Here is a 23,331-nt window from a genome sequence, read left to right as displayed (position 1 = left end):
GGAGTGATGATGAGTGACCCTTGCATAAAGTGCCAAGTACTGACTAAGTATATTGAAAGCCAGTCCAACCCTGAGCAAAAGCGCTATGTGTTTGCTTATGTCATCACCATTAAAAATTTAAGCACCGAAACCGTACAGTTGATCAGCCGTCGCTGGCTGATCACCGATGCAAACGGCAAGCAAATATCGGTAGAAGGCGAAGGCGTTGTCGGCGAGCAGCCTATTATTCCTGCCAATGACGAGTACACTTATACCAGTGGCACTGCTATTGAAACGCCTATGGGCACAATGCAAGGCAGTTACATCATGCTGGATGCGAAGCAACAAGAGTTCTCTACCAACATTGACCCATTTACTCTCGCCATTCCAAATATCATCAATTAACTGTGGCTAACTATATTGTAGGTGACCCACAAGGGTGTAGTCGCGAGCTGCAGATGCTGTTAGAGCAAGCTCAGTTTGATCCCAAACTCGATACGCTGTGGATTGCTGGGGACTTGGTCGCCCGTGGCCCTGACTCACTTGAAGTGTTGCGATTTGCCAAATCTTTAGGCGAGTCGGTAAAAGTGGTGCTAGGCAATCACGATCTTCATCTGCTCGCCGTTGCCAATGGCATTCACCGTATTAAAGACAAAGATCGCACCAGAGCGATACTTGAAGCCTCTGATCGCGATGAACTTCTAGACTGGCTAAGACAGCAACCTTTGATGCAAGAGCATGCAGAGTTTGTGGTTTGTCATGCTGGGATTTCTCCCCTGTGGGATTTAGCAACCGCGAGAGCAAATGCCCTGCATGTTCAAGAGGCATTAAGTGGCTCTCACTGGGTGACTCTGCTCGAAGAGATGTACGACAATCAACCCGAACTATGGGACAGTTCGCTAAAGGGTTATGCAAAATTGCGCTACATTATTAATGCGTTTACTCGAATGCGCTATTGCTACGCTAATGGTGGGCTTGATATGGCGTGCAAGCAGCCGCCCTCAGAGGTCTCTGACCCCAACTTAGTGCCTTGGTTTGAATGGCCTAACCGCGTAGAACTAAGCAAAACCGTGCTGTTCGGACATTGGGCTGCCCTCGAAGGCTATCAAAATAGTAATGTAATTGGACTCGACACTGGCTGTGTCTGGGGTGGATCACTGACGATGATCCGCTGGGAAGATCAGCGCTACTTTGTTCAAGCAGCGCTGTAATTAGAAGAGCTCGAACTCCGTCAATTAGAATTTGTAGCCAAAGCTGATAGAAAACTGGTCCAAATCACTGTACTCAGTCATCAGGTAGTCGAAGCGCATATCGGCATAAAAGTTGTGCATAAAGGTAGCCCGCGCGCCAAAACCAAATAGAAATGATGAGTCGCTCAGGTCGCTAGAGCCTGGTATACCGTTCAGCGACCACTCTTCGTTCACCAGTGCGACACCCAACGCCACATAAGGCTTAACCGAGAATTCTTGAAGATCAAACGCATAGCCAATATCTGCATCTGCTTTAAAGACGGAACCATCGACTTTTAGTCCTGACCAAGATTCGCCAAAGCCCTGATATGAAAGGTTAAAACCAATAATATGGTTAAGCTCATAACCATATTCAAGCTTCAATCCCCCCCCTAGGCCTAAGTCAAAACCCGTTGTCACGTCTTTAGTTTTGGAGAAGCCGGCACCAACACGGTGTCCTTCAACATAGGCTGGGTTAGCAAGAGCTGGAAGGCAAGCTGCTGCGGCAAAAGTGGCTAATAGCGCAGAAAAACATTTTTTCATTGGAATACTCTATAGAAATTAAGAGGTCATCCTTGATACAAAAACCGTCGTCCTAGACACACTGCGACTATAAGGTGCATTTATACTAAGTAAAATCAAATTAGGTTATCAGAGAAATAATCAATGCTTATCAGACTGTTGCTTGAGCACCTCTAAAATCACCGAGTTCAGCCAACTGACAAGAGGATTATTGCGATCTTTAATATGGTAGTAACTATGAAGGTCAACTTGCTTTCGCGTAATCGGAATGTCGACATCAATGAACCTGAGATGCGGGTACCGCTCGATTGGGAACAATGTAGAATGTGCAAATACAAGATCGCTTTGACTCACGACATCGATAACCGCATCTAGGGCCTCTGAACGGAAACTGACATGAGTATTCACACCAAATCCTTTTAATACTTCTTTTGCGTAGCTAAAGTGGTCATTCCAACCCGGCGTAACAAAAGAAGCCAACTCAACGCCTTCCAGCCTTTCTGGCTTAACGATCGCTTCCGCAATGGGATGGTCTTTTCTAACGATAAAACGTCCCGTCACAGGCATAAGAAAGTTGCCGTATAGCTCTCTCGGCGCCTCTTTATCGACTGTCACTCCAAGCAGCGTACGTCCATACTTAATTTCTTCAAAGGTCTGGGATCCCCATGGTAGAAGCTCTAAGGTCGCATTAGGTGCTTGTTCTCGCATTACCCTAAATAGTGGACCCGCAAGAAGCGTTTGTACTGTAGCCACCAATGCAATTCGTATTGGATGATCAATTTTACTTGGGTCAAATTGCTGGTGACTGTTAACTGCGGTCTTTAGTGCATCAAAATGTGGGGTAATCGAAGCCGATAGTTCCAATGCAAAGGGGGTAGGCTCAAGCCCATGTGTTACCTTTACAAACAGATCGTCAGCAAAATGAAAGCGCAGTTTTTGCAGTGATTGGCTAATTGCAGGCTGCGAAACATGCAATAGAGCCGAAGCTTTACGCATGTTTCTTTCCTGCATGAGAATTTGAAACACCTTGAGCAGGTTTAGGTCTAAGTTCTCAAACCGATCTTTCGCCACTGGCTATTACCCCGACTTTTCTAAGACGACAAATTCCATGTCAAAGGCGTTTTTATCATCCGCTAAGTAATGTTCGCTGTGTGTTTTTGACCACTGTTCTCCCCATTCAGGAAAACAGGTGTCACCGTCAATATTAGCATCAATGAATGTAAGGTACAGAGTATCCGCTAAAGGTAAGCAGCGCTGATATATGCTACCACCGCCGATGATCATCACTTCATCCACATTGCCTGCAGCTGCAATCGCGTCTTCAATTGAGGCACAAAATTGCACGCCATCAATCTGTCGTGTAGCGTCGCGGGAAATAACAATGTTTTTACGCCCTGGTAGTGGCCGACCAATCGACTCGAACGTTTTGCGACCCATAATAATGGGTTTCCCCATAGTACTTCGCTTAAACCAAGCAAAATCCGCTGGGAGGTGCCACGGCATTTGATTGTCTTTGCCAATAACGCGGTCGTTGGCCATTGCGGCAATCATACTAATTTTCATATTAATCCTTGATCAGACAATCGGTTTTCGGCGGTAGAATAGCAGTCCCGGTACTGCAAGGCCAACCGCTAACCCGGTAATAATAAACATCGCTTTTAAGAAGTTTTCTAAACAACTTGAAAGCAGTTCAGGGGTATACCCAAGATGGTTAATTTCTACCAGAGCGATCATCGCTTTAAACGCAAATACTCCGGGAACCATAGGTATCAACGCGGCTACCGTAAATACTTTGGGGTGCGCCAAAAATCGATGAGACCATTTTACCCCGACCAGACCCACTAATGTCGCGGCAAAAAACGTCGCCCATTCAATGGGGACGCCATAATGCATCATCAGAAAGCGACTTCCATGCCCTAGCGCACCGCCAATCGCACAGTATTTGAGGGCGTTTTGAGGAACATTAAATACTAATGCAAAGCCAATAGCAGGGATCGCGGCAAATAGCATATCGTTAGCTAAACCAAGCAGTAAATCCATCATACCCATCCCCAACTTCCAGTCACTAACATGGCACCCACAATACCTAAACAAGTCGCTAAGGTTAGTAAGCTGGCCATAACAAATCGCGCGATGCCCATATTAATGTGCCCTTTCAACATGTCGGCGACCGCATTGATTAATGGGAAGCCAGGTACCAGCATTAATACCGATGACGCCATTGCGATTGTTGGCTGATTTCCGAGTTCAAACAGCACTGCTTGCGCAGAAATAAGGGAAGTGACAAAGGCTGTCGCGGAAAAATTCACTAAAGGGTTAAAGTGTCGATGCCCCAACTCTTGACGAACGAGCATACCGCCACTTGAGGCCAAAAATGTCATTACAAACACTACCCAATCGCCACCGGCTAAACGCGAGAAGCTGGCGCACGACAGGCCAATCATGACTAACACTAACCAACGATTGTAGCGCTGTGGCGATAGGGTTTTAAGCCGTTGTTGGGCCATTTCAAAATCTAGGATCTGGCGCTCCAACAGTATGCATATCCGTTGAATTTGGGTCACTATACGCATATTAATACCGCGATCTGCACAACTGCGAGCAGTGGTAATACAATGCTCGTCCATAACCGTAGTGACGACTAACGCGTTGGCAGAAAGCGCAATTTCTACTTCCTGAACACCACAGGCAAGCCCCATACGCCGCATGACATCACTCACTAAGGTACTCTCGGCGCCGTGAGCAAGAAGCATTTGGCCAGCTTGTGCGATAAATCTTGATACTGCTCGCTGTTTAGACATGACAGCTCTTCCTTGACTAATGTTTTATTCCCAACACTACACAAAATAGTGCCTTAGCTTGTTGGGTATACTGATTCCCTATTGTGCCTTAGCAATGCTTTCTCTCAAACAAAAAAACCGCTCCATCTGGAGCGGTTTTCAAATATTATACAGACTGTTAACTAGTCACGAACATAAATGACGTGACCATCATCTTCTTCGTCATCCCAGTCATCGAAATCATCATCATCTTCAGTGACAACACCTTTACCAGACATTGCTTCTTTGTGGTAATCGTCCCACATGAAGTCGACTTTTTCTTCTTCGGTTTGCACTTCTTCACTACGAGGTAGAGTCTCCATGAAGTCTGCAAGTTTATAGCAAAGCTCTTTAGTCCCTTTGCGGTTGATTGCAGAAATCTCAAAGTACTCGCCTTCCCAACCTAAAGCATCCAAGATCTCTTGGATCGTTTGCTTGGCATCTTCTTCAGGCATGAGATCCACTTTATTGAACACCAACCAGCGTGGTTTCTCTGCAAGTTTCTCACTGTACTGCTCGAGCTCGTCAATGATCGTCAGTGCATTTTGCACCGGATCCGATTGATCAACCGGCATAATGTCGATCATGTGCAGTAATACGCGACAACGCTCCAAGTGCTTCAAGAAACGAATGCCCAGACCTGCACCATCAGCAGCGCCTTCGATAAGCCCTGGGATGTCAGCAACCACAAAGCTCTTTTCTGGTACCACACTGACCACACCAAGACTTGGAATCAATGTTGTAAATGGATAATCAGCCACTTTTGGCTTAGCTGCGGAAACTGCGCGGATAAAGGTCGATTTACCCGCATTTGGTAAGCCAAGCATGCCCACATCAGCCAGTAGAAGAAGCTCTAAACGCAACTCGCGCATCTCGCCTTTGGTACCCATGGTTTTTTGGCGAGGCGCACGGTTAACAGACGATTTAAATCGTGTATTACCTAATCCATGCCAGCCACCTTTTGCGACCATGACTTTCTTGCCATGCTCAGCCACTTCACCCACGATTTCGTTCGTGTGGATATCCACAGCACGGGTACCGACAGGAACGCGCATGACTTTGTCTTTACCGCGTTTACCGGTACAGTTACCACCGCGGCCATTCTCACCACGCTCTGCATCGTAAAAGCGTTGGAAACGATAGTCGATCAGCGTGTTAAGGTTCTCATCGGCCTGAATATACACATCACCACCGTCGCCGCCGTCACCGCCATCAGGGCCGCCTTTAGCAACAAACTTTTCGCGCCAAAAACTGACCACACCGTTGCCACCGTCACCGGCTTGTACTTTTACCGACGCTTCATCTACAAATTTCATTTTACTCTCCACATTACTAAGTGGCTCTATAGCCTACAGGCTGAATAACAGAGTTTAGGTAGTAAGTATAAACCCTGATAGCGAGTTTACGCACTGCACTGCCTTGCCATTACTACCTAAAGCCTGTCACCAAACAGACTGCTGTTAAAAACTCTACCCACAAATAAAAAACCCCGCCGAATCGGCAGGGCTTTTGAATTCCAGCTTTAAAGCTAAAATTACTCAGATTCGATTGTAACGAATTTGCGGTTTTTAGGACCTTTAGTCTCAAACTTCACTTTACCATCGGTAAGAGCGAATAGAGTGTGGTCTTTACCCAAACCTACGTTTGTGCCAGCGTGGAACTTAGTACCACGTTGACGAACGATGATGTTACCTGCAAGAACAGATTCACCACCAAAACGCTTAACACCAAGACGTTTACTTTCTGAGTCACGGCCGTTACGAGTAGAACCGCCAGCTTTTTTGTGTGCCATTGTTAAACTCTCCTACAATTAAGCGCTAATGCCAGTGATTTTCACTTCCGTGAACCACTGACGGTGACCTTGTTGCTTACGAGAGTGCTTACGACGACGGAACTTAACGATTTTAACTTTATCGCCGCGACCGTGCTTAACCACTTCAGCTACAACTTTGCCACCCTCTACAAGAGGTGCACCAACAGTGATTTCTTCACCGTTAGCGATCATTAGAACTGAATCAAACTCAACAGTTGCTCCAGTTTCTACGTCCAATTTCTCTAAACGAAGAACTTGTCCTTCGCTTACTCGGTGTTGTTTACCACCAGATTGGAAAACAGCGTACATAATTTACTCCGCTTTTTCCGCACAGCCACTATTTTTGGGTGTGCGCTAAACTAATCAATAGGGCGCAGATTCTACGGGAATGAGTCCCTTATGACAAGCCAATATTTAAAAAAAATGGCGAAAAGGTATTCACCAATTAAAAGTGAGAGGATCATGCCCTTTGAGGCGGTGTTTGGCAACGATTTTTAGTGTACTATTCGCAAATAATTAGTAATCAAGCCCCCATGAGGGCTAGCTCAGCCGGAAGTAATATGGATTTTAACGCTATTCAAGCGCTTACAGCCAAAGACATGGAAAAAGTGAACGCCACCATTCAAGCGCAGCTTAATTCAGATGTCAGCCTAATCAATCAGCTTGGATTTTATATTGTGAGCGGGGGGGGGAAACGCCTTAGACCGCTCATTGCGCTGTTGTCGGCAAAAGCACTTGGCTATGAGGGTGACAAACACATTACCGCCGCGGCCTTTGTTGAGTTTATTCATACCGCGACGCTACTTCATGACGATGTTGTCGACGAATCGGATATGCGTCGTGGCAAAGAAACGGCCAATGCGGCCTTTGGAAACGCTGCAAGCATTTTAGTTGGTGACTTCATTTACACTCGCTCATTCCAAATGATGACCAGCCTAGGATCCCTGAAGATCCTCGAATTAATGAGTGGCGCGGTTAATGTTATTGCCGAAGGTGAAGTGCAACAGTTGATCAACTGTAATGATCCTAGCACCACCGAAGAGAACTACATGGAAGTGATCTACTCCAAAACGGCTCGCTTATTTGAAGCCGCTGCGCATATAGGTGCGTTACTGGTGGATGCTGACGAGCAGCTTGAGCTCGCGCTGCAAAACTACGGTAAATACTTAGGCACAGCATTCCAGCTCATCGACGACGTTCTTGACTACACTGCCGATGGCAAAGAGATGGGAAAAAATGTGGGTGACGACTTGGCGGAAGGCAAACCTACGTTACCGTTAATTTACGCTATGCGCAACGGCTCAGAGGCGCAACGTCTGATGATCCACGAAGCGATAGAAAAAGCCAACGGAATGGAAAAGCTGGATGACATTCTACAAGCAATGGATGAAACCGGCGCCTTGACCTACACCACCAAACAAGCTGAACAAGAAGCCGATAAGGCGATACGTGAATTGGATGCTTTACCCGATTCAGACTATAAAGAGGCGTTAATAGCTTTAGCGCATTTGGCGGTAAAACGAAGCAGTTAAGGTTAACCATCTATATACAGTAAGGGCAGAGTCTTTGAAGACCCTGCCCTTTTTCATTCCCAATACGATGACAGCGCCGATTTAGTAATAGCGATCGCATCCGATGTGCAATTGCTCGTTGCTTACGATGTCGCCACTATGCACTGCCCACTGCTGCTCAGGACGCTCCCCTTGAACAAGAACAGTATCGTAAGCGTGGTCGACGACCAACACATCTCCAACCCCCTGGGGAACCTCAACACGCATACCTGGTTTGATCTTATCTGTTTGCATCACTTTTCTCCCCTTTTATAGCCTACTACGTCACTTTCAAAGTTAATGATCATAAACGGATCAAAAAAGCGGACCTAGTGGCCCGCTTTCATCGTCAGTGATAGCTGCAATTAATAAAGGAAGAGCCTTCTATTTTGCAAACTCTACACCAATGGCAATGTCACCATTTAACGTTTCTAGCATTCCATCAAGTGCGGCTTTTTCGTAGTCACTTAATGCGCCGTAACTCAAAATTTCTTCAACACCGTCTTTACCCAGTTTTACAGGCTGTGCGAAAAATGGAGCGTGGGCACCGTCACCTTCAACGTATGCACACTCTACAACGCCTTCTTCACCCTGCATTGCTTTAACAAGAGACAGACCGAAACGACACGCCGCTTGACCCATAGACAGAGTGGCTGAACCGCCACCCGCTTTCGCTTCAACGACTTCAGTACCTGCGTTTTGAATGCGTTTAGTCAATGCTTCAATTTCTTCGTCAGAGAAGTCCACCCCTTCGATTTGAGACAGCAATGGCAAAATCGTCACGCCAGAGTGTCCGCCAATGACGGGAACCTTAGTCTCTAGTGGGTTTTTGCCTTTTAACTCAGCAACAAATGTTTCAGAACGGATCACATCCAGCGTCGTTACCCCAAAAAGCTTACGTTTATCATACACACCCGCTTTCTTAAGAACTTCAGCGGCAATGGGTACCGTAGTATTGACAGGGTTAGTAATGATACCAACACATGCTGTCGGACAAACAACGGCAATTTTCTCTGCCAAAGACTTCACAATACCTGCGTTTACGTTGAACAAATCTGCACGATCCATACCTGGCTTACGAGCAACACCAGCAGAGATCAATACAACGTCCGCGCCTTCTAATGCCGGAGACGGATCTTCACCAGCAAAACCTTTAATCGCAACAGGTGTTGGAATGTGGCTAAGGTCGGCAGCAACACCAGGTGTTACTGGGGCAATGTCATACAATGCCAAATCAGACCCAGCTGGCAGGTTGTTTTTTAGTAAGAGTGCGAGTGCTTGTCCAATACCACCAGCGGCACCAATAACAGCTACTTTCATCGGGCTTCTCCTTGAGAAAGAATCAATCAAATATTTATAGTTTTTTAGGGTACAGAAGCAGGTAAGCCATTTTCATGGCCCTCCATAAATTCTTATTCGAAATTAAAACAATCACTAATCCATTACAATTATTTAACGCTGGTATTGCGAAGTCACTCGCCAAATTTGATCAGCCTTTGAAAGAGGTCTCTTTTTATCCAGTCAAATGCTGTAAAGTGATTACATTAGCAAAACAGGACGATCACACTATTGAGTGGGGCCATTCTGTGGGAAAATAGTTTTGAAATATCGATAACAAAAAGACACTTATGCGAAATAACGAAAAACAAGACCTATTAGTCAAAGAGTTTAAGTCGCTGTTAAAAGAAGAGCGTTTTGGCTCACAAAGCGAAATTGTCGACGCATTAAAAAATGAAGGCTATGACAATATTAACCAATCCAAAGTCTCACGTATGTTGACTAAGTTTGGCGCGGTCCGTACCCGAAATGCGAAAATGGAAATGGTGTATTGCCTTCCTGCTGAGCTAGGCGTACCGACGGCATCAAGCTCGCTACGCGAATTGGTGCTGGACGTTGATTACAACCAAGCACTAGTGGTTATACACACTGGACCAGGTGCCGCGCAGCTTATCGCTCGCTTGCTAGACTCTCTAGGCAAATCGGAAGGCATTTTGGGTGTCGTTGCAGGGGACGATACCATTTTCATTACCCCTACATTGGCGATAGATACCAAGCAACTGTTCGAATCTGTGTGTGAATTGTTCGAGTACTCTGGATAAAATATACACAAATCATGAGCTTAGTCATTGCGCCCCGGCAAATGTGACCGAGCTCACATCCCTGTCATTTACTAATGAATACAGTCACCTACCTATAAAACCCTGATTTTAAAGAGTAATTTTTTATTGCGCTTTAAAGTAGCCGCTGTTTTTTTAATCCACCGTTCGCCACGTTGGCGGAAGCTCACCGATTTTCTGCCTATTTTTTGCTATTATCGCGCCACTTTTTCGTCACTACGACTTTATTGGCGGTCTAAAAACAGAGCTTCATTACGCGAGCTACACTCTAAAGTAGCCGCTATTAAAACACTTCAAGGACAATTTCATGGCATTGAAAAAATGGATTAAAGCAGGGGCTGTGGCAGCAACAGTACTCGCAACCAGCGGTGTACAAGCCCAAAACTTTATCACTATAGGTACGGGCTCTGTGACTGGTGTTTATTACCCAACTGGCGGGGCCATCTGTAAATTAGTCAATAAAGGCCGTAAAGAACACGATGTGCGTTGTTCCGTTGAATCAACAGGCGGCTCCATTTACAACGTTAATACCATGAAAGCCGGTGAATTGGATTTTGGGGTCGTTCAATCTGATTGGCAATACCACGGATACCATGGTACCAGCCAATTTGAAAACCAAGGCGAATATAAAAAGCTCCGCGCAATGTTCTCTATCCATACCGAACCGTTTAATGTCATCGTTCGTAACGATGCAGGCATCAACAGCGTCGAAGATCTCGAAGGTAAGCGCGTAAACATTGGTAACCCAGGCTCCGGCGACAGAGCAACAATGGGCGTTGTTATGAAAGCAATGGGATGGACAAGTGACAGCTTTAAATTAGCCTCCGAACTAAAAGGTTCGGAGCGCTCTCAAGCTCTGTGTGACAATAAGATAGACGCCTTCGTCTACGTTGTAGGGCATCCAAACGGTTCGATCAAAGAAGCCACGACCTCATGTGATACTAAACTCATTTCTATTCAAGGGCCAAAGATCGACGCCATAGTCGCGAATAACCCGTATTATACGTTTACCACTATCCCTGCCGACATGTACAAAGGGACAGACGGCGACATTAAGAGCTTTGGTGTGGCGGCAACAATGATCACCACGAGCGAAGTCTCAGAACACGTCGCTTATCAAGTGACCAAAGCCGTATTTGAAAACTTTTCAACCTTCAAACGCTTGCACCCAGCATTTGCAAACCTTAAAAAAGAAAATATGGTGTCGGCTGGGCTCTCTATTCCACTGCACCCAGGTGCTGAGAAATACTATAGAGAAGTCGGTCTTCTAGACTAGACTTTTCTATGTTTACTGCCAAAGACGCTATTGCCAGTCTCTAGTGGTAGACACTTTTTTTGGACGGTCAAAAATCGATTTTTGCGCCGTCCAAATTTCGCGACACTTTTAACTTCCGACACAACCTACTCGAAGTCAGTCTAAACTGATCGTAAAGTCATCACAGATCGTTGACTTGTCGTCAAAAACAGGAAAACCACATATGACGAAAAACACAACTCCACCGCAAGATGTACAAGAGATGGTGGCACAAGCCGATACAGGCGCCCGCAGTCCCAAAGGCATGCCGGGCACCATTTTATGGTTTATTCCATTACTTTGGTCGTTGTTCCAGCTTTGGTATGCCTCACCACTGCCTTTTATTTTCAACATTTTCGTTTTAAACGATACAGAAGCTCGAGCCATTCACCTCACCTTTGCGATCTTCTTAGCTTTTACAGCTTATCCGGCTTTGTCGAGCTCTCCTCGAGATCGCATACCCACGATTGACTGGATTTTGGCCGCTGTCGGTGCTTTCTCTGCTGCGTATATCTATATTTTTTATACTCAGCTAGCTGGACGCTCTGGCGCACCGACGACTGTAGATATTGTCATCGCTGTGTGCGGTATGGTGCTTCTTTTGGAGGCAACCCGCCGTGCGCTCGGTCCACCACTTATGGTGGTGGCTGCGGTCTTCTTGCTCTACACTTTTGCCGGCCCACACATGCCCGATGTAATCGCGCACAAAGGGGCAAGTATTAACAAAGCCATGTCGCATTTATGGCTGACTACGGAAGGGGTCTTTGGTGTCGCTCTTGGCGTCTCTACCTCTTTTGTATTCCTGTTTGTACTCTTTGGTGCAATGTTAGACCGTGCGGGTGCCGGTGCTTACTTTATTAAAGTGGCATTTTCTCTACTTGGCCATATGCGTGGTGGCCCAGCCAAAGCAGCTGTTGTTGCATCAGGCTTATCTGGCCTTGTATCGGGTTCGTCTATTGCTAACGTTGTGACAACAGGGACGTTTACCATTCCCCTAATGAAACGAGTCGGCTTTCCTGGCACCAAAGCGGGTGCTGTAGAAGTCGCGGCGTCCACCAATGGTCAGTTGACACCACCAATTATGGGTGCAGCAGCGTTTCTAATGGTCGAATATGTTGGTATCTCTTACGTAGAAGTCATTAAAGCCGCGCTATTGCCTGCGCTAATTTCTTATGTCGCGCTGCTGTACATTGTTCACCTTGAAGCCTGTAAAGCAGGCATGGAAGGTCTTCCACGTCGCCGCAAACCAACACTTCTATATAGCTTACTGTCGTTCACTGGAACCATTTTAGGCTTGTGCATTATCAGTGCTCTCGTCTATTACGGTGTGGGTTGGACCAAAGATGTGTTTGGCGCCGCCGCTAGCCCTATAGTCGCAGTTGCTCTACTTATCTGTTATGTAGGTCTACTTAAAATTTCGGCTCACAATCAAGATGGTGTTGAAATTGACGGCGAGTTAACCGAAGTGCCTGAACCGGGCCCAACCATCAAATCAGGATTACACTTTTTGCTACCGATTGTCGTGCTGGTTTGGTGTTTGACGGTTGAACGCTTCTCTCCAGGTTTATCGGCATTTTGGGCCACGGTGTTTATGATGTTTATCTTGATCACCCAACGCCCGATCATGGCTAAATTTCAAGGTCAGCAAGAACTCAGTTCTTACACTAAAGAAGGCTTTGTCGATTTAGTGGAGTCGTTGGTCTCTGGTGCGCGTAACATGATTGGCATCGGTGTCGCTACAGCTGCAGCGGGCACTGTTGTGGGTGTGGTCACCCTAACCGGTATCGGGCTAGTTATGACCGACTTTGTCGAGTTTATTTCTGGCGGTAATATCTTCCTTATTTTGCTGTTCACCGCAATCATTAGTCTGATTTTAGGTATGGGCCTTCCAACGACGGCGAATTACATCGTCGTGTCCACCTTGATGGCGCCGGTTATTGTCACGTTGGGTGCTCAAAATGGATTAATCATACCGCTGATCGCGGTGCACTTGTTTGTGTTCTATTTTGGTATTTTGGCCGATGATACACCACCGGTGGGTCTTGCCGCTTTTGCCGCTGCAGCCATTGCCAAATCCGACCCAATCCGTACAGGTATTCAAGGCTTTACATACGATATACGAACCGCCATTTTACCGTTCATGTTTATCTTCAACACTCAGCTGCTGCTGATGGGCATCGACAGTTGGTGGCACTTGTTGTTAACCATAATCTCCGCAACGACGGCAATGCTGCTGTTCTCTGCCGCCACACAAGGCTGGTGGTTAACGAAAAACAAATGGTGGGAAACCTTGCTGCTTTTGGTTCTAACTTTCACTTTCTTCCGTCCTGGATTTTGGTGGGACAAAGTGTACCCGGCAAAAGAATATTTCCCAGGTACCGAAATTGTTGAAATTGTTGATACATTGGATGTCGGTGAGTCACTTGAATTGATGGTTGAAGGCGAAAACATCGAAGGAAACTTTGTCGCAAAAACCGTTCGCCTACCGTTTGATGATCGCGCCAGCGATGCAGATGCTCGTATCTCTTCAATGGGGTTAATGCTGACTGAAACAGATTCAAAAATGATTGTTGATATGGTTGAGTTTGGATCTCCGGCTGAGGCTTCGGGCATCGACTTTGACTGGGAGATCAAAACCATTGTACTTGCCGCGGATCGGCCAATGAAAGAATGGGTATTTGTACCGTCGTTTTTAATTGTTGGACTGATGCTATGGAATCAGCGCCGACGAGTATCAAAACAAGCAATAAACGTATAAAACTGAGTTCATTCTCTATACTTTGATGTAACTCATAGCCCCACATTGGCAAATGTGGGGCAATGCACTATACAGATAGGACGGTTGAGTCCAGTTGCGTTGGTGAGAGATAACTATGTATAAACAAATTCTAGTCCCCGTTGATCTAAACGAAAAAGGGTTTAGCGATAAAGCGATTAAGACCGCCGTTTGGCATGCAAAAAAAGCAGGTGCTGTCATTCACCTACTCAACGTATTGCCTGGAATTCACATGTCGATGGTGTCGTCTTACTTTCCGAAAGAAGCCGCACTAAAAATGAAGCGTGACGTGGAGTTGCAACTTAAAACATTTGCCGATCAATATGTTGATGATTCGGTGGTGTATAAAACACATGTTGCGGAAGGAAAGCCTTATACCACCATTATTGATTACGCAGAAAAGCTTGGGGCTGACCTCATCGTCATGCCAAGTCACAAGCGCTCAAAAATCGATAAAGTGGTCTTAGGATCCGTCGCCAGTAAGGTTGTTCACAACTCTCCTGTTAATGTTTTAGTGGTTAAGCCTCAAGGCTAACAGGACTAAACAGACTTACATTGAAATAGCTGCACTTTTAGTGCAGCTATTGTTTTGCCTTTGAAGTACCAGTATCCAAATTTGTGCAGCCCCTACCCCTTTTGCGATATGCAATAGCGCTAAATAACCACATTTGTGGGCTTGCCATCCACAAACGCATTGAGATTATCAATCAATATTCGCACCAGCTTAGTGATGGCTGAATCACTGCCCCAAGCCACATGCGGGGTGAGTATTAGGTTAGGTAAGTGAGCATTGAGCACCAATGGGTTATCTAGAGGGGCTGGCTCGTCAATGAACACATCACTTGCCGCCCCAGAGATTTGTTTTTTGCTGAGCGCATCAACAAGTGCCTGTTCATCAACAACCCCACCTCGAGCTGTATTAATTAATACAGCGCTTGGTTTCATCAACAATAGCTCCTTGGACGAAATCAAATTCTTGGTGTCCGAGTTGAGCGGACAGTTTAGAGAAATCACGTCAGATTCTCGTAGTACTGTTTCGAAGTCTTGATAACCAGGGCGCAGAGAAGAAGCGCCCTTTCTGTCGGAAAACACCACGTTCATGCCTAATGCTTGAGCTTTATCAGCAAGGGCTTGTCCAAGCGCGCCTGATCCAATGATGCCCAGTTGACTGCCCTCAATGTCCTGAATTGGGTGAGTGAAAAAACAAAACTGATTCTGACGCTGCCATTCCCCTTGCTCGATATCTTGCTGATAGCCGCGTAAGTTACGTCGTAAACCAAACATCATAGCTATCACATGTTCAGGGACCGAACGTGTCGCGTACCCCTGAATATTGCACACACGAATACCTTGTTGCTTGCAATAGGTGAGGTCAACATTGTTGGTGCCGGTGGCAGAAATGGCGATTAATTTTATCTGAGGGTGCTTATCCAATATGGCTGCATCGAGCACAACTTTATTGGTGATGACTATATGCTGCCCTGTTAATCGTTCATCGAGTTGCTCAGCACTTGTCTGTGGGTGATCCGTCCAATGATGTGGAAAACTCGGTGTTGGAATCGCAATGTGCGAGGGGATGGTTGCACTGTCTAAGTAAACAATTGATAACGGGGCCACATGCACTCCTTGGTCGTGTGTTGCTGCCCCTACTATCCTAAGCTAGTGTTTTGGTAATGTCTTGTAATCTGGCAAGGTTTGTGGCGCTTGATAGTGATCAAGCACCACCGGCGCCAATCCTGGATAAAAAGGACAAGGTACAAATATGGACGCTAATTCATCGTTTTGTGGATGGTAAAAACTGAGCTCGGTGCTGTGAAGTTGCAATCGTTGCGAGAACTGCAGCGCTTCATCGGTCGCATAAAACTCGTCTCCCACAATAGGGTGCCCAATCTCACTCATGTGCACCCGCAACTGATGTGAACGACCTGTCACTGGGAGTAGTCGCACTAAAGTGGTTTTTTCTTCACACACCACTTTCTGGTAATCGGTGATCGCGTGTTTGCCATCCTGATTACACACTTTTTGTCGAGGTCGATTAGGCCAATCACAAATCAACGGTAGATCGATGATCCCCTCTTTTTCTTCCAGACAGCCCCAAACGCGTGCATAGTAAACTTTATGGGTTAAGCGATACTGAAACTGTTTTTTAAGATGACGCTCAGCGTCTTTGGTAAGCGCAAACAACATCAGTCCGGAAGTCGCCATATCAAGCCTGTGCACCACTTGAATATCAGGGTACAGCTCTACGAGGCGACTCCACAAACTGTCGTAATGTTCTGGCAAACGTCCAGGTACCGACAGAAGCCCTGGTGGCTTGTCAGCCACCAGTATATGCTCATCTTGGTACACAATATCCACCCATGGTTCTATCGGCGGGTGGTAGGCTTCCATCGCCATAACAACTCCTACATGCTGCCAATTAGTTGTGTGATACGACAATCACACGTAAAGAATCAAGTTGCACCTGCGCTCGAGATATATAGTCGTCTAGCGTAGCAATTTGCTGTTCCAACGCTTCAATTTCTTGATCTCGAATATTCGGGTTCACCGCTTTAAGTGCTTGCAGTCTCTCTAGCTCTGCGGTCAGCGATACCGTCATTTCTTGATGGGCTTGCTGTTTCACTTTTATAAGTTGCTGTTCTGCAACAGGCTCACTTCTATTAATCAATTGGTTGATTTCAGTCTGAACAGACGTCACCAATTTGTTTGCCATATGCCTATTCACCGGACTTAATTGGCGGTTAAAGCTTTCAAACTCCACCTGTGCTGAAAGGTCATTGCCTTTCGCATCCATTAAGACGCGGATAGGGGTATGTGGCAAATAGCGATTGATACCACTGGATTTAGGCGCTTGTGCATCAACCACATAAACCAACTCCAACAACAATGTACCGACAGGTAACGCTTTATTTTTTAGCAGTGACAGTGCGCTGGTGCCAACACCTTCACTAAATAGAAGCTCAATGCCACCTTGGATCATGGGGTGCTCCCAAGACATAAATTGAATGTCTTCGCGAGACAAAGCCACATCACGATCAAAGGTGATGGTGGCGCCATCAAACGGTAGACCCGGGTAGGTCGATACCATCATGTGCTCAGCCGGAGTCACAATAAGAGCGTTGTCACCTTTGTCTTCTTGGTTAAGACCTACTGCATCAAATAGACTGAGCGCAAAAGTAACCAGAGCGATATCGCCATCACGCTGGGCAATATCGTTTGCTAGCTCAACCGATGCGTCACCACCATTAGAGTGCATTTCGAGGAGGCGATCTCGCCCTTGCTCAAGGTCGGACTTTAGACGGGTGTTAAGCGCTTTGGATTGCTCTACGACATCGTCCAGTTGACTATGATCACCGGTGGCTAACATCTCAATTAATTGCTGTGAAAACGCTTCATAAACTGTGCGCCCTGTTGGGCACGTTTCTGAAAAAGCATTCAAGCCATTGTGATACCACTGGGCCAAAATAGACTGTGACGAACCCTCAAGACAAGGCACATAAATGTCGATGTCATTTTGCTGCCCAATGCGGTCAAGACGGCCAATTCGCTGCTCGAGTAAATCGGGGTTAAACGGCAGATCAAACATCACCAATTGGTTGGCGAATTGGAAGTTTCGCCCTTCTGAGCCGATTTCGGAACAGATCAGAACCTGCGCCCCACCTTCTTCTTGTGCAAAGTAGGCCGCCGCTTTATCGCGTTCGATGATCGACATACCTTCATGGAATACCGTAGCGCGAATGCCTTCTCGCTCACGCAACGCTTGTTCTAACTGCAGCGCAGTATGAGAACGTGAAGCAATGACCAAAATCTTAGCCGAACGCTTATCCTTCACTTTCTCAATTAACCAATCGACGCGAGAATCAAATTGCCACCAGTTACTGCTGTCCCCTAGCTCTTGGAATACTTGCTCTGGGTACAAGTTTTTCTTCGCCAATAGCTCTTGTGGAAGATCCGTAGACAGCATGGCATTTACCTTCAAGGCGCGCTGATATTGTTCAGGCATAGGCATCTGCATAATGTGTGTATTACGCACTGGAAAACCGGAGATGGCCGAACGCGTATTTCGAAATAGAACTCGACCCGTACCGTGTCGGTCCATTAAGTTTGTCACCAGCTCATCTCTAGCTGCGTCTCGCTCTTCTTGCGCGCTCGCTGACTCAATGGCGTTAAACATCGGCTCAACATCTTGCTCGCTAAGGAGGTCACCAATTTGATTTTTTTCTTCATTAGTAAGCGGCTGACCACTCACCAATCGGCTGACCGCATTCGCAACTGGCTCGTATTGGGCTTCTTCGTCCACAAAGCTTTGATAGTCGTAAAATCTATCCGGATCAAGAAGACGCAATCGGGCGAAATGGCTTTCGCGTCCAAGCTGCTCTGGGGTCGCGGTTAATAGAAGCACTCCGGCAACCTGTCTTGCAATAGACTCAATCAATTGATATTCGCGGCTTGGTGCATCAACGCTCCACTCTAAGTGGTGCGCTTCGTCCACCACCAACACATCCCAATGAGCCTCAGCAACTTGGGCTTGTCGCTTTTCACTCTTTTTCAAGAAATCCAGTGAGCATAAAACCAACTGCTGCGATTCAAAAGGATTGGTAACTTCTTGCTGAGCTTCAAGGCATCGCTCTTCATCAAAGATAGAAAAATACAGGTTAAATCTGCGCATCATTTCGACAAGCCATTGATGCTGAAGCGTTTCAGGTACCACAATCAAAATACGCTCGGCACGACCCGATAAAACCTGTTGGTGCAATATCATGCCCGCTTCAATGGTTTTACCTAAGCCCACTTCATCGGCAAGCAATACTCGCGGGGCAAAGCGACTGCCCACTTCACGGGCAATATAAAGCTGATGAGGGATCAGGCCAGCGCGTACACCACACAATCCACGCAGTGGACTTTTATGTTGTTGATACTGGTGAGTCAAGGCGCGATAACGCAGCACAAAGTTGTCCATGCGATCAATTTGACCTGCAAACAACTTGTCTTGTGGCTTATTAAATCGAATGGTGTGGCTTAGAAAGATCTCGCGCAAACGAATATCAGACTCTTCACTATCAGAGCGAGTGCCAGTGTAAGTGACAACACCTTGATCGACAAAAAGGTCCTCGACAGTGAGCATCCACCCTTCTTGAGATTCAACTTGATCACCGACATTAAACACAACACGGGTAATTGGCGCATCTTTTTGTGCGTACACACGCTCTTCTTCTCCGGCAGGAAACACCAGTGTCACTGTTCTTTCATCGACCGCTACTACTGTCCCTAACCCTAAATCACTTTCTGTGTCGCTGATCCAACGCTGACCAATCGCAAATGTCATGCTGCATTCACCCTTTCTAAATTGCTGCTCTATGCTAAATAGTAGATGTTAATTGTGCGCTTTGCTGTATATGCAGTCGCAACACACCTACTTTCAAAAAGGAGCGATTGTACGCATCCCTCTATGAAATTCATAGCGTTACACTGACGAAATTATCACTCTGTTTTTTATGGGCCGAAACAGGAAAACTGTCTCGATTATGAAGATGACGCGAGAAAGCGCTCTAACGACTGTGTTGAATGCATTGTCGAGCTTTCTTTTAGGTGTTTAAGCTGTTCTATTGAACCGCTGTGGCACAAGTTGCCCTGTTCAACATAACCAAAACTATCCGCTATACGCAGTGCATCGCTCACTTGGTGGGTCACCATTATTACCGTGAGATTGTGCTGATTTGCCAACTGTTTCACCAACGATAGCATTTCTAAGCGTAACTCTGGATCCAACGCAGAAAAGGGTTCATCAAGCAACCAAAGGGGCTTTCTTTGCGCACAACATCTTGCCAGTGCTACACGCTGTCGCTGTCCACCGGACAGTGCTAACGGCATTTGGCTAAGCTTATCTGCCAAACCCACATCACTGGCTACTTGGCGAACAACCTGTTTTTCTGCCTCAGTTAACTTCAGGCTGGGGTTTACCCCTAACCCGATGTTTTGCCCAACGGTAAGGTGTGAAAAGAGATTATTGTCTTGAAACAACATACTGATTGGGCGCTGATAAGGTGCCAGAGAAATTAAGCTCTTGCCGTCAAACGCTAACTGGCCTGCACTGGGTGGAATTAGCCCTGCAATCATATGAAGCAATGTCGATTTACCCGCGCCACTCGGCCCAATCAGTGCAAGTGTATCACCTTGATTCACTTCGAGGGTGAACTCAAAGCACTGATCGCTATATTCAAATGAAAGTCTCTCAATAACTAAAGCATGCTCTTTAGTCACATCACGGCTTGAGTCAAGGCGCGGTTTAAGACCTTGGGGTTCAGTACTTAACGTAGCTGTGTTTTTAGAAAGATGGCTAGTCATAATTCACCTTTGATTGGTCGGCTAGAGCAAGCAAAAGCATGCTGATCATAAATAACCATAGTGAAACGGTCGCAGCAGCGTCCATTTGATAGCTTCCTAACAATTGCAAAAGATAGAGAGGCAAGGTGGTAAAATCTTGGCTTCCAAACAGTGCTATCGCACTGAGATCGCCCAATGAGAGTAAAAAACTGACCGCAAACGCATGTAAGAAAACAGACTTTAAACCCGCAAAATCGACCCATCGACACCGCCTTGTGTTGCGCACCCCTAACATTAACGAAAGAGCGTGATAATGGCTAAAGTGATTATCCATTGCTTGTGACAAGCTCTTAATAGCAAACGGCAGTGCCATCATGCTGTTCACTAACACCACAACCGCAAAGGCAAATTGATAAGCGTCACCCCAGGTTCTGAGCCATAGAAATAACCCAGTACTCAGCACCAACCCTGGAGTGACCAGCGCAAGTGAACCGATAACTTCCAGCCCCGATGCCTTAAGTGTTTGACGTTGATAACGATATTGACGCGCGCTATTCACTATCAAATAGGCCATCACCAAAGCAATGGTTGCAGAGCAACTGGCAATAGACAAGGAGTGAAACGTAGCGGTCCAGAAGGTTGGTGATGTCAGCGTGGCTTCAAGACTCCCCGACAAACCACTGATCACAACCATAAAAAGTGGTGGGATCACTAATAAGATCGCAAATAGAATAATTATCGAATCAGCAAACTTAGCCCATGCGCTGTCCCGCTTTACCTTTGGCAGTGGTTGATACTCCACCGCGCCTACGGGTGGTTGCTGGGTGAGTTGATGTATTACCAACACAAGCGTGCCACACAGCATCATTTGCCATAGCGCCAATACAGCGCCAACCTGTAGGTCAAAGTCAAACTTAATCGCTTGATAAATGGCGAGTTCAATTGTTGTTGCCTTTGGTCCTCCCCCCAGTGCCATCACTGTGGCAAAACTGGTGAAGCAGAGCATAAACACCAACCCTGCACAGTGAGGAAGCTGCTGCTTGAGCCTCGGCCATTCTACACGGCAAAATTTTTGCCAAGGCGTCATTCCCAGCATAGTACTTAAATGGTGCTGTGCGACGGGAATAGATTCCAGAGAGCGTAATAGTAAACGAGTCGCGTACGGCAAATTAAAAAACAGGTGAGCCAACACAATCCCATTGAGACCATATAACGAGTATGGCAATTGACCACCAAAATTAGCGGCAAGTTTTGCCAGCAACCCACTATTTCCATATATGGCGACAATGCCAAAGACCGCGACCAACACTGGTAAAACTAACGTAACGGAAAAAAGTTTTGTCAGCCACGCTTTTCCCAAAAACTGCCGACGATACATCGCGACAGACAGGGGGATAGCCAACCCCACGCTGAGCAGTGTAGAAAGCAACGCTTGGGAAAAACTAAACTGGGTGACATGTCGATAATAGGGATCGTTAATCACTATGAGTAGCCCAGAAATGGGCGAGTCACCGCTAAAGGACAGTAAACTAAATAAGCATCCACCAACGAAGAGGGTGAGTATCACAGCGATACTCACCCCAGCCCGTGACGGTTTAAATCGCCAGCTTGTTGACCCGTTGTGAGTACTCTCTACAGCTGGCATGATAGTGTTATTGTGTTAGTGCAGTTTGCCACTCGCGAATCCAGCTTTTACGTTGCTGAGCAACGTCATTAGCAGAAAACTCTAGCGTACGGCTTGGCATGGTTAAATCAGCGAACCCTTCTGGTTGCTGGACGTTGGTCACAGGATACATCCAGTTACCTGTAGGGATCACACTCTGAAACTCATCGCTGGATATAAACTGCAAAAACTGCTCTGCCAGTTCAGGGTTTGACGTAGTGTTTACTTTGGCTGCTACTTCCACTTGCAGGTAGTGCCCTTCACTAAAATCGGCTGCGGCATACTTAGAATCACCTTCAGCAATGGCGTGATACGCTGGTGACGTTGTGTAAGACAACACCAAGTCCGACTCACCTTCTAAGAACATCGAGTACGCTTCTGACCAACCTTTCGTCACGGTCACTGTCTTTTGAGCCAATTTCTGCCAAGCTTGTGATGCTTCGTCGCCGTATACCGACTTCATCCAAAGCATCAAACCCTGACCGGGTGTTGAGGTTCGAGGATCTTGGTAGATAACACTGAGATCATCACGTCGCTCTATTAGTTCTTTTAAGCTTTTCGGAGGGTTGGTTACCGTTTCGGTGTTGTAAACGAACGCAAAATACCCGTAATCAAATGGGACGAAAATGTCATCTTCCCAACCACCAGGGAGTGTAAGATTACTCAGATTCGCATTGTGCGCTCCGAATGCACCGGTTTGTTTAGCTTCCGCTACTAGGTTATTGTCCAGCCCCAGAACGACATCGGCTTTGGTGTTTTTACCTTCTAGGCGAATACGATTTAGTATCGAGACGCCATCATCTAGGGCGACAAAGTTTAGGTCGCAGTTGCATTGCGCTTCGAAAGCTTGCTCTATAGCCGGGCCTGGGCCCCACTCAGCAGCAAAGGAGTCATAAGTATAAACGGTTAAGGTGTCTACAGCGTTTGCGCTAAATGTTGCAGCGACCAGTGTGGTCAATAATAAAGGTTTGGTTAAAGTCATCGCTCGCTCTCCATAAAATGAGCGGCACAGGCTTGAGTGTATCCAGAGGGTTTCGTTCCATGAATGTTAGTGCTCAATTCCTACGCCAGTATTATCTGGTTCAGGTCGACGGGTTCCAACATTGATCTCAGCCGAACACAAGAATACTGGTATTAGACCCAGCAACTCATAACAGCTCCCCGTTGAGTGAAGCGAAATTGTAAAGGGAAATGAAACATTTGCCTAGTTTTAACGTGTAAATTAGCACTCTGCCTGCGCAAGTA

Annotated in this window: 23 protein-coding genes and 1 riboswitch; of the genes, 7 read left to right on the top strand and 16 right to left on the bottom strand. The window is 46.4% G+C overall.

The annotated features are described in order from the left end of the window. Window positions 1-3 precede the first annotated feature (3 nt). Both apaG and ST37_RS18645 read left to right on the top strand, forming a co-directional pair. Complete coding sequence (gene apaG, locus ST37_RS18650) at window positions 4-384, top strand: Co2+/Mg2+ efflux protein ApaG (RefSeq protein WP_143698251.1); 381 nt, start codon at window positions 4-6, stop codon at window positions 382-384. A gap of 2 nt (window positions 385-386) precedes the next feature. Further along, complete coding sequence (locus ST37_RS18645; protein ID WP_084889049.1) at window positions 387-1,190, top strand: symmetrical bis(5'-nucleosyl)-tetraphosphatase; 804 nt, start codon at window positions 387-389, stop codon at window positions 1,188-1,190. Window positions 1,191-1,214: 24 nt separating this feature from the next. Here ST37_RS18645 and ST37_RS18640 read toward each other — a convergent pair whose 3' ends face one another. The 8 genes from ST37_RS18640 to rplU form a co-directional block, all read right to left on the bottom strand. Next, window positions 1,215-1,751, bottom strand: coding sequence for an outer membrane beta-barrel protein (locus ST37_RS18640; protein WP_084889048.1), 537 nt, complete (start codon window positions 1,749-1,751; stop codon window positions 1,215-1,217). A 120-nt stretch (window positions 1,752-1,871) separates the two neighbouring features. Next, a complete protein-coding gene (locus ST37_RS18635) occupies window positions 1,872-2,801 on the bottom strand; it encodes a LysR family transcriptional regulator (protein ID WP_084889047.1) in 930 nt (309 codons plus the stop codon). A gap of 6 nt (window positions 2,802-2,807) precedes the next feature. After that, window positions 2,808-3,293 carry a type 3 dihydrofolate reductase gene (gene folA, locus ST37_RS18630; RefSeq protein WP_084889046.1) on the bottom strand — a complete coding sequence of 162 codons (486 nt, stop codon included), beginning with the start codon at window positions 3,291-3,293 and terminating at the stop codon, window positions 2,808-2,810. Between the two features lie 12 nt (window positions 3,294-3,305). After that, window positions 3,306-3,779 (bottom strand): threonine/serine exporter family protein, encoded by a 474-nt coding sequence (locus ST37_RS18625; RefSeq protein WP_084889045.1) that lies wholly within the window; start codon window positions 3,777-3,779, stop codon window positions 3,306-3,308. Further along, on the bottom strand, window positions 3,770-4,531 hold the full coding sequence (locus ST37_RS18620) for a threonine/serine exporter family protein (RefSeq protein WP_084889044.1): 762 nt from the start codon (window positions 4,529-4,531) through the stop codon (window positions 3,770-3,772). Before ST37_RS18620 ends, ST37_RS18625 begins: the two co-directional genes overlap by 10 nt. 161 nt (window positions 4,532-4,692) lie before the next feature. Next, a complete protein-coding gene (cgtA, locus tag ST37_RS18615; protein ID WP_084889043.1) occupies window positions 4,693-5,865 on the bottom strand; it encodes an Obg family GTPase CgtA in 1,173 nt (390 codons plus the stop codon). A 218-nt stretch (window positions 5,866-6,083) separates the two neighbouring features. Further along, window positions 6,084-6,341, bottom strand: a complete 258-nt coding sequence (gene rpmA / locus ST37_RS18610; protein WP_084889042.1) for a 50S ribosomal protein L27 — start codon at window positions 6,339-6,341, stop codon at window positions 6,084-6,086. 18 nt (window positions 6,342-6,359) lie between these two features. Continuing rightward, window positions 6,360-6,671, bottom strand: a complete 312-nt coding sequence (gene rplU / locus ST37_RS18605; RefSeq protein ID WP_084889041.1) for a 50S ribosomal protein L21 — start codon at window positions 6,669-6,671, stop codon at window positions 6,360-6,362. Between the two features lie 251 nt (window positions 6,672-6,922). On the opposite strand from rplU, the gene ispB reads away from it, so the two are divergent. Then, window positions 6,923-7,894: an octaprenyl diphosphate synthase gene (gene ispB / locus ST37_RS18600; protein ID WP_084889040.1), complete on the top strand. Its 972-nt coding sequence runs from the start codon at window positions 6,923-6,925 to the stop codon at window positions 7,892-7,894. An 81-nt stretch (window positions 7,895-7,975) separates the two neighbouring features. On the opposite strand, the gene ST37_RS18595 is transcribed toward ispB, so the two are convergent. Together ST37_RS18595 and mdh are read right to left on the bottom strand one after the other, a co-directional pair. After that, window positions 7,976-8,167, bottom strand: coding sequence for a hypothetical protein (locus tag ST37_RS18595; protein ID WP_084889039.1), 192 nt, complete (start codon window positions 8,165-8,167; stop codon window positions 7,976-7,978). A gap of 129 nt (window positions 8,168-8,296) precedes the next feature. Continuing rightward, window positions 8,297-9,232, bottom strand: a complete 936-nt coding sequence (mdh, locus tag ST37_RS18590; protein WP_084889038.1) for a malate dehydrogenase — start codon at window positions 9,230-9,232, stop codon at window positions 8,297-8,299. Between the two features lie 308 nt (window positions 9,233-9,540). Between mdh and argR the strand changes: the two genes are divergently transcribed. From argR to ST37_RS18565, 4 genes are all read left to right on the top strand, one after another. Then, window positions 9,541-10,011: a transcriptional regulator ArgR gene (argR, locus tag ST37_RS18580; RefSeq protein WP_084889036.1), complete on the top strand. Its 471-nt coding sequence runs from the start codon at window positions 9,541-9,543 to the stop codon at window positions 10,009-10,011. A 325-nt stretch (window positions 10,012-10,336) separates the two neighbouring features. Further along, a complete protein-coding gene (locus ST37_RS18575) occupies window positions 10,337-11,305 on the top strand; it encodes a TAXI family TRAP transporter solute-binding subunit (RefSeq protein ID WP_084889035.1) in 969 nt (322 codons plus the stop codon). A gap of 202 nt (window positions 11,306-11,507) precedes the next feature. After that, window positions 11,508-14,081: a TRAP transporter permease gene (locus ST37_RS18570; RefSeq protein WP_084889034.1), complete on the top strand. Its 2,574-nt coding sequence runs from the start codon at window positions 11,508-11,510 to the stop codon at window positions 14,079-14,081. 115 nt (window positions 14,082-14,196) lie between these two features. Further along, window positions 14,197-14,634, top strand: a complete 438-nt coding sequence (locus ST37_RS18565; RefSeq protein WP_084889033.1) for a universal stress protein — start codon at window positions 14,197-14,199, stop codon at window positions 14,632-14,634. A gap of 119 nt (window positions 14,635-14,753) precedes the next feature. Here the strand turns inward: ST37_RS18565 and ST37_RS18560 are convergent, their stop codons facing one another. The 6 genes from ST37_RS18560 to thiB all read right to left on the bottom strand — a co-directional run bounded on the left by ST37_RS18560 (window position 14,754) and on the right by thiB (window position 23,068). Further along, on the bottom strand, window positions 14,754-15,716 hold the full coding sequence (locus ST37_RS18560) for a D-2-hydroxyacid dehydrogenase (protein ID WP_084889032.1): 963 nt from the start codon (window positions 15,714-15,716) through the stop codon (window positions 14,754-14,756). Window positions 15,717-15,758: 42 nt separating this feature from the next. Beyond that, the gene (rluA, locus tag ST37_RS18555; RefSeq protein WP_084889031.1) at window positions 15,759-16,496 is read right to left on the bottom strand and encodes a bifunctional tRNA pseudouridine(32) synthase/23S rRNA pseudouridine(746) synthase RluA; all 738 of its coding nucleotides are present in this window, start codon (window positions 16,494-16,496) and stop codon (window positions 15,759-15,761) included. 22 nt (window positions 16,497-16,518) lie between these two features. Next, window positions 16,519-19,425 (bottom strand): RNA polymerase-associated protein RapA, encoded by a 2,907-nt coding sequence (gene rapA, locus ST37_RS18550; protein WP_084889030.1) that lies wholly within the window; start codon window positions 19,423-19,425, stop codon window positions 16,519-16,521. A 197-nt stretch (window positions 19,426-19,622) separates the two neighbouring features. After that, a complete protein-coding gene (gene thiQ / locus ST37_RS18545; RefSeq protein WP_084889029.1) occupies window positions 19,623-20,444 on the bottom strand; it encodes a thiamine ABC transporter ATP-binding protein in 822 nt (273 codons plus the stop codon). Next, a complete protein-coding gene (thiP, locus tag ST37_RS18540) occupies window positions 20,437-22,068 on the bottom strand; it encodes a thiamine/thiamine pyrophosphate ABC transporter permease (protein WP_084889028.1) in 1,632 nt (543 codons plus the stop codon). The genes thiQ and thiP overlap by 8 nt, the downstream gene beginning before the upstream one ends. A gap of 7 nt (window positions 22,069-22,075) precedes the next feature. Further along, on the bottom strand, window positions 22,076-23,068 hold the full coding sequence (gene thiB, locus ST37_RS18535) for a thiamine ABC transporter substrate binding subunit (protein WP_084889027.1): 993 nt from the start codon (window positions 23,066-23,068) through the stop codon (window positions 22,076-22,078). 60 nt (window positions 23,069-23,128) lie between these two features. Continuing rightward, window positions 23,129-23,260: riboswitch (TPP riboswitch) on the bottom strand. Window positions 23,261-23,331: the final 71 nt, after the last annotated feature.

It is taken from the genome of Vibrio sp. qd031, from assembly GCF_002100145.1.
GTDB lineage: Bacteria > Pseudomonadota > Gammaproteobacteria > Enterobacterales > Vibrionaceae > Vibrio.
Note: the sequence above shows the minus strand (reverse complement) of the source record. Positions and strands in the feature narration are given on the sequence as shown.